Annotated in this window: 4 protein-coding genes and 1 pseudogene; 1 reads left to right on the plus strand and 4 read right to left on the minus strand. The window is 71.7% G+C overall.

Annotated features, from left to right (window positions below):
* Positions 1 to 16 precede the first annotated feature (16 nt).
* Positions 17 to 850 carry a helix-turn-helix transcriptional regulator gene (locus ACFV9Q_RS24740; RefSeq protein ID WP_377236613.1) on the minus strand — a complete coding sequence of 278 codons (834 nt, stop codon included), beginning with the start codon at positions 848 to 850 and terminating at the stop codon, positions 17 to 19.
* 101 nt (positions 851 to 951) lie between these two features.
* Here ACFV9Q_RS24740 and ACFV9Q_RS24745 point away from each other — a divergent pair, with 101 nt between their 5' ends.
* Positions 952 to 1,719: an SDR family oxidoreductase gene (locus ACFV9Q_RS24745; RefSeq protein ID WP_377236614.1), complete on the plus strand. Its 768-nt coding sequence runs from the start codon at positions 952 to 954 to the stop codon at positions 1,717 to 1,719.
* Between the two features lie 131 nt (positions 1,720 to 1,850).
* On the opposite strand, the gene ACFV9Q_RS24750 is transcribed toward ACFV9Q_RS24745, so the two are convergent.
* The 3 genes and pseudogenes from ACFV9Q_RS24750 to ACFV9Q_RS24760 all read right to left on the minus strand — a co-directional run.
* On the minus strand, positions 1,851 to 3,761 hold the full coding sequence (locus tag ACFV9Q_RS24750; protein ID WP_377236617.1) for an ABC transporter ATP-binding protein: 1,911 nt from the start codon (positions 3,759 to 3,761) through the stop codon (positions 1,851 to 1,853).
* A 190-nt stretch (positions 3,762 to 3,951) separates the two neighbouring features.
* Entirely contained in the window at positions 3,952 to 5,766 is a 1,815-nt protein-coding gene (locus ACFV9Q_RS24755; RefSeq protein ID WP_377236615.1) for an ABC transporter ATP-binding protein, read from the minus strand.
* A pseudogene (locus ACFV9Q_RS24760) lies at positions 5,766 to 6,181 on the minus strand (hypothetical protein); the annotation flags it as partial. The gene ACFV9Q_RS24755 and the pseudogene ACFV9Q_RS24760, both read right to left, overlap by 1 nt.

The raw sequence follows: 6,181 nt of genomic DNA on the forward strand, positions 1-6,181 counted from the left end.
CAGGCGATCCTCGCACCTACGCGAACGTCTCGTGCCCCAGCACCGCGAGCAGGCGGATCTTCTCCTCGGCCGCGCTGCCCGGCGCGGGGGTGAGCACCAGGAGGGCCTGGGACTGGTCCTCGGTGAACAGCGCCTGGCAGTCCACGTCGATGCGGCCCACCTCGGGGTGCACCAGCGTCTTGTGGTCCTCGAACCGGCGGGACACCTCGTGCAGCTCCCAGAGCCGCACGAACTCCGGGCTCTCCCGCAGCAGGACGCGCAGCATCTCGTCGGCACGCGAGCCGGGCCCGGCCGCCGCGTGGGCCGCCCGCAGGGAGGCGACCTGGCTCCGGGCCTGCCGGTCGTGGTCCTCGGGCGGGTAGACGTCCCGGGACGCGGGGTCGGTGAACCACCGGTAGACGGAGCTGCGCGCCAGGCCGGTCGTGGGCGCCGGGCCGAAGACCGCCTCGGCGAGGCGGTTCTGCACGAGCGTCTCGCCCAGGCCCGAGATGATCAGCGCCGGGGCGTCCTCCAGGCGGTCGAGCACCCGGAGCAGGGCGGGTGCCACGTGGGAGTCGGCCGGCGTGCGCCGCGGCACGCCGTGCCCGGCGAGACGGAACAGGTAGTCGCGCTCGTCGGCGGTCAGGCGCAGGGACCGGGCGAGCGCGGCGAGCATCTGCTCGGACGGCTGCGGCCCGCGCTGCTGCTCCAGCCGCGCGTAGTAGTCGACCGACATCCCGGTCAGGGCGGCGACCTCCTCGCGGCGCAGCCCGGGCGCGCGACGGCGGGGCCCGGGCACGAGGCCGACGTCGGACGGGCGTAGCGCCTCGCGGCGTCGGCGGAGGAAGTCGGCGAGGGCTGCGCGGTTCATGCCCCCATCGTGCGCCGCGCCCGCCGGGTGAACCAGGGACCGCCGGTCCCTGGTTCACCGGGTCTCTCCCGCCGTCGGCGCCGGGGCCGCACGGTGGAGCCATGAACACCTACGGAAACACCGTCTTCATCCCCGGCGGCACGCGCGGCATCGGCCTCGCCCTCGCGGTCCGCCTCCAGGCCCGGGGCAACACCGTGATCGTCGGCGGCCGCGACACGACGGCGCTGGACGCCCTCGCCGCGGAGCACGACTTCGGCACCGTGCGCGTCGACACCAGCGACCCCGCCTCGATCGCGTCCGCGTCCGCCGAGGTGATCGAGCGGTTCCCCGCCGTCAACGTGCTGGTCCCGATGGCCGGGATCATGCGCGCCGAGGACTGGCGCACCCCGGGCTTCCTCGCCGACGCCGAGGCCGTCGTCACCACCAACGTGCTCGGCCCGATCCGGCTGATCGCCGCGTTCACCGAGCACCTGCAGAGCCGCCCCGACGCGACGATCCTCACCGTGTCGTCGGGCCTCGCCTTCACGCCGCTCGGCGTCACGCCGTCGTACAACGCGTCCAAGGCGGCGGTCCACATGCTCTCGGAGAGCATCCGCCTGCAGCTCGCGGGCACGAGCGTGTCCGTGGTGGAGCTGGTGCCGCCGTCCGTGCAGACCGAGCTGATGCCCGGGCAGGACACCAACCCGCTGGCCATGCCGCTGGACGAGTTCGTCGACGAGGCCCTCGCGCTGCTGGAGAGCCGGCCCGACGCGCACGAGATCCAGGTGGAGCGGGTCAAGTTCCTCCGCTACGGCGAGGTCCGCGGCGACTACGACCAGGTGGTCGCCACGCTCAACGGGACCGACCCCCACGCGGTGGCCGCTTCCTGACCTGGCCGGACCGAGCCTGACAAAGTCGGACCGAGCCTGACAAAAAGGTCCATGCAGCTGCTGCCAGGACGTGGTGGGTCCTGGCAGCAGCTGCATGGTCCTTCGTGGCGGCCGAGGCCGCCGCGTGCGCACTACGTCGCCGCCGGCTCCTCCACGACCGGGGCCGCGAACTGGCTCGCGTACAGGCGCGCGTACGCGCCGTTCGCGGCGAGCAGGTCGTCGTGCGAGCCCTGCTCCACGATGTCGCCGTGCTCCATCACGAGGATCACGTCGGCGTCGCGGATCGTGGACAGGCGGTGCGCGATGACGAACGACGTCCGGTCCTTGCGCAGCCGGTTCATGGCCTCCTGCACCAGCACCTCGGTGCGGGTGTCCACGGACGACGTCGCCTCGTCGAGCACGAGGATCGCAGGGTCCGCCAGGAATGCCCGCGCGAGCGTGAGGAGCTGCTTCTCGCCCGCCGAGACCGACGAGCCCTCCTCGTCCACGACGGTGTCGTAGCCGTCCGGCAGCGTACGCACGAACGGGTCCACGTGGGTGGCCCGGGTGGCGGCGAGGAACTCGTCCTCGTCCACCGTGACGCCGTCGGGCACGCCGTACCGGAGGTTCTCCTCGATGCTGCCCTTGAACAGCCAGGTGTCCTGGAGCACCATCCCGACCGACGAGCGCAGGTCGTCGCGCGACATGTCGCGCGTGTCCACGCCGTCCAGGGTGATGCGCCCGCCGTCCACCTCGTAGAACCGCATGAGGAGGTTGACCAGCGTCGTCTTGCCGGCGCCCGTGGGGCCGACGATGGCGATGGTCTGGCCCGGCTCCGCGACCAGGTTCAGCCCGGTGATCAGGGGCTGCTCGGGCGTGTACGAGAACGTGACGTCCTCGAACGCGACCCGGCCGCGCACCGGCTCCACCTTCTGCGACCGCTCCGGGTCCGCGGACTGCTCCGGCGCGTCCAGCAGGTCGAACACCCGCTCGGCGGAGGCCACGCCGGACTGCAGCAGGTTCATCATGGAGGCCACCTGCGTGAGCGGCTGCGTGAACTGGCGCGAGTACTGGATGAACGCCTGCACGTCACCCAGCGACAGCGTGCCCGAGGCGACGCGCAGGCCGCCGATCACCGCGACGATCACGTAGTTCAGGTTCGCCAGGAAGCCCATCGCCGGCTGGATCGTGCCCGAGATGAACTGCGCCTTGAAGCTGGACGAGTACAGCGCGCGGTTCTCCTCGGCGAACGCCTCGGCCGTGGACTCCTGGTGCCCGTAGACCTTCACGAGCGCGTGCCCGGTGAACGACTCCTCGATGTGCGCGTTCAGGCGCCCCGTGGCCGCCCACTGCTCCACGAACTGCGGCTGGCTGCGCTTGGCGATCTGCGCCGTGAGGGTCACGGACAGCGGCACCGTCACGAGCGCCACGAGCGCCAGGACCGGCGAGATCCAGAACATCATGCCGAGCACGCCGATCACCGTCAGGACGGCGGTGACGAGCTGCGCGAGGGTCTGCGTGGTGGTCTGCGCCACGTTGTCGATGTCGTTGGTGACGCGCGAGAGGATCTCGCCGCGCTGCTTGGCGTCCACGTAGGAGAGCGGGATGCGGTGCAGCTTCGCCTCCACCTGGTCGCGCAGGTCCCGCATCGTGCGCTGCACGACGCCGGCGGTGATGCGCGACTGGAGCCAGCCGAACAGGAACGCCCCGACGTACGCCGCGACGACCCAGCCCAGGGTCTGCATGAGCAGCGTGAAGTCGATGCCCTGGCCGGGCACCACCCCCACCACGCCCTTCAGCAGGTCGGCCATCTGGTCCTGGCCCGCCGCGCGCAGGCCGGCCTCGGCCTGCTCGATCGTCTCCCCGGCGGGGAGCTGCGCGCCCACGACGCCCGCGAAGATCACGTTGGTCGCGTTGCCGAGCAGCTTGGGCCCGAGCACGGTCAGGGCCACCGAGCCGATGCCGAGCACCATGAGCACCACGACGTTCAGGCGCTCGGGGCGCAGCATGCCGGCGAACCGGCGCAGCGAACCCTTGAAGTCCATCGGCTTCTGCACGGGCATACCCATGCCCATGCCCATCGGCCCGCCCCCGCCGGGGCCACGCCCGGGACCGCCGGGGCCGCGGGGCGGCGTCGCCGTCGTGCTCTCCCCCTGGGACTGCTTCTCCTCGTTGCTCACGCCGCCTCCTCCTCTACCTTGCGGGACACCCGCACCCGGTCGGCCCGCATGATCAGGGCTTCGCCATCGTTGATCATGCGGCCTCCTCCAAACTCATCTGGGACGTCACGATCTCCTGGTACGTCGGGTTGTCCGCCAGCAGCTGCGCGTGCGTGCCGCGGCCGACGATCCGGCCGTGGTCGAGCACCAGGATCTGCTCGGCGTCGCGGATGGTCGCCACGCGCTGCGCGACGACGATCACCGTCGCGTCCGCGGTCTGCGGCCGCAGGGCCGCCCGCAGCCGGGCGTCGGTCGCGTAGTCGAGGGCGGAGAAGCTGTCGTCGAACAGGTAGATGCGGGGCTTGCGGATCACCGCCCGCGCGATGGCGAGGCGTTGCCGCTGCCCGCCGGAGAACGTCGAGCCGCCCTGCGCCACGACGGACTCCAGGCCGTCCGGCAGCGCCTCGACGAAGTCGCGCGCCTGCGCCACCTCGAGGGCCGCCCACATCTCGTCCTCGGTGGCGTCGGGCTTGCCGTACCGGAGGTTGTCAGCGACGGTCCCGGTGAACAGGAACGCCTTCTGCGGCACCAGGCCCATGAGCGAGCCGAGGTCGCGCTGCAGGAGGTCCCGCACGTCGACGTCGTCCACCCGGACCGTGCCGCCGGTGGCGTCGAAGAGGCGCGGCACCAGGTTGAGCAGGGTCGACTTGCCGGAGCCGGTCGAGCCGATGATCGCCGTGATCTGGCCCGGCTCGGCCGTGAACGTCAGGTCGTGCAGCACGGGCTCCTCGGCGCCCGGGTACCCGAACTCGACACCCTCGAAGGTGACGCGGCCGCGCGGACCCGCGCCGGCGCCGTCGGGCGAACCGTTGCTCCCCGGCGAACCGTTGCTGTCCGGCGAACCGTCCTCCACGACCCGCAGGCCGGGCAGGGCGACCGGGTGCTCCGGGTCGACGACGGACGGCTCGGTGTCCAGGACCTCCCCGATCCGCTCCGCCGCGACCGCGGCGCGCGGGATCATCATGAAGATCATCGTGGACATCATCACGGCCATGAGGATGTACATGAGGTAGCTCAGGAACGCCGTCAGGGAGCCGATCTGCATGCTCCCGTCCTCGATGAGGTGCGCGCCGAACCACAGCACGGCCACGGACGACAGGTTCATGATGAGCATGACCACCGGGAACGTCAGCGCCATCAGGCGGCCGGCGCGCAGCGAGGTGTCGAACAGCTCCTCGTTCACCACGCCGAAGCGCTGGGACTCGCGGCGCTCGCGCACGAACGCCCGGACCACGCGCAGGCCCGTGATCTGCTCGCGCAGCACGGAGTTGATGGCGTCGATCCGCTTCTGCATGCGCCGGAAGTGCGGCACCATGCGCCAGACGATGACGCCGGCCGTGGCGGCCAGCACCGGCACGATGACGACGAGCAGCGCGGACAGCGTGACGTTCTCGGACAGCGCCAGGATGACGCCGCCGACCAGCATGATCGGCGCCATCACCATGATGGTGAACGTCATCAGCACGGTCATCTGGACCTGCTGCACGTCGTTGGTGCTGCGCGTGATCAGGGTCGGCGCCCCGAACTGCGCCATCTCGCGCGCCGAGTAGGTCTGCACGGAGTGGAACACGTCGCGCCGCAGGTCACGGCCGAACGCCGTGGCGACCTGCGCGCCGAAGTAGACGGCGATCACCGAGGCGACGACCTGGCCCAGCGACACGACCAGCATCCAGCCGCCCGTGCTCCAGATGTAGCCGATGTCGCCGCGCACCACGCCGCGGTCGATGATGTCGGCGTTGAGGCTGGGCAGGTACAGGGCCGCGAGCGTCTGCACCAGCTGCAGGACGAGCACCGCGACCACCGCCCAGCGGTACGGGCCCAGATATCTCCGGGCGAGCGTGACGAGCATCAAGAGTTCCCTTCAGGGCTGGGGGTTGAAGAACCTGGTGCACCGGCTCCCGCAGTGGAGGCTGCACCCTCCACGGTGTCGGGGCCAGGCAATTTCGGGGGGCCGGCGAGGCCGTTCACGAGGGCGTCGGCCAGCACGTCGGCCGGCACCGCGGGCTGCAGGTGGTCGATCCGCAGGTGCGCGCCCGCGATGGCGGACTCGACCAGCGAGATCGCCACCTCGACGGGGACCCGCAGGCGGTGCGCGTCCGGCGCCAGGACGGCGGTGATCCCCTCGACCGTAGCCGCGCGCTGCTGTGCCCGCTGCTCCAGCAGCGTCTTGCGGTAGGTGAGCATGCGCTCGTGCTGGTCGGCCACGGACCCGGCGCCGGGAGGCGGCCCCGGCGTCACGACGCGCGCGCCGGGCGGGCCCGGCG

It is taken from the genome of Promicromonospora sp. NPDC059942 (assembly GCF_042731755.1).
GTDB lineage: Bacteria > Actinomycetota > Actinomycetes > Actinomycetales > Cellulomonadaceae > Promicromonospora.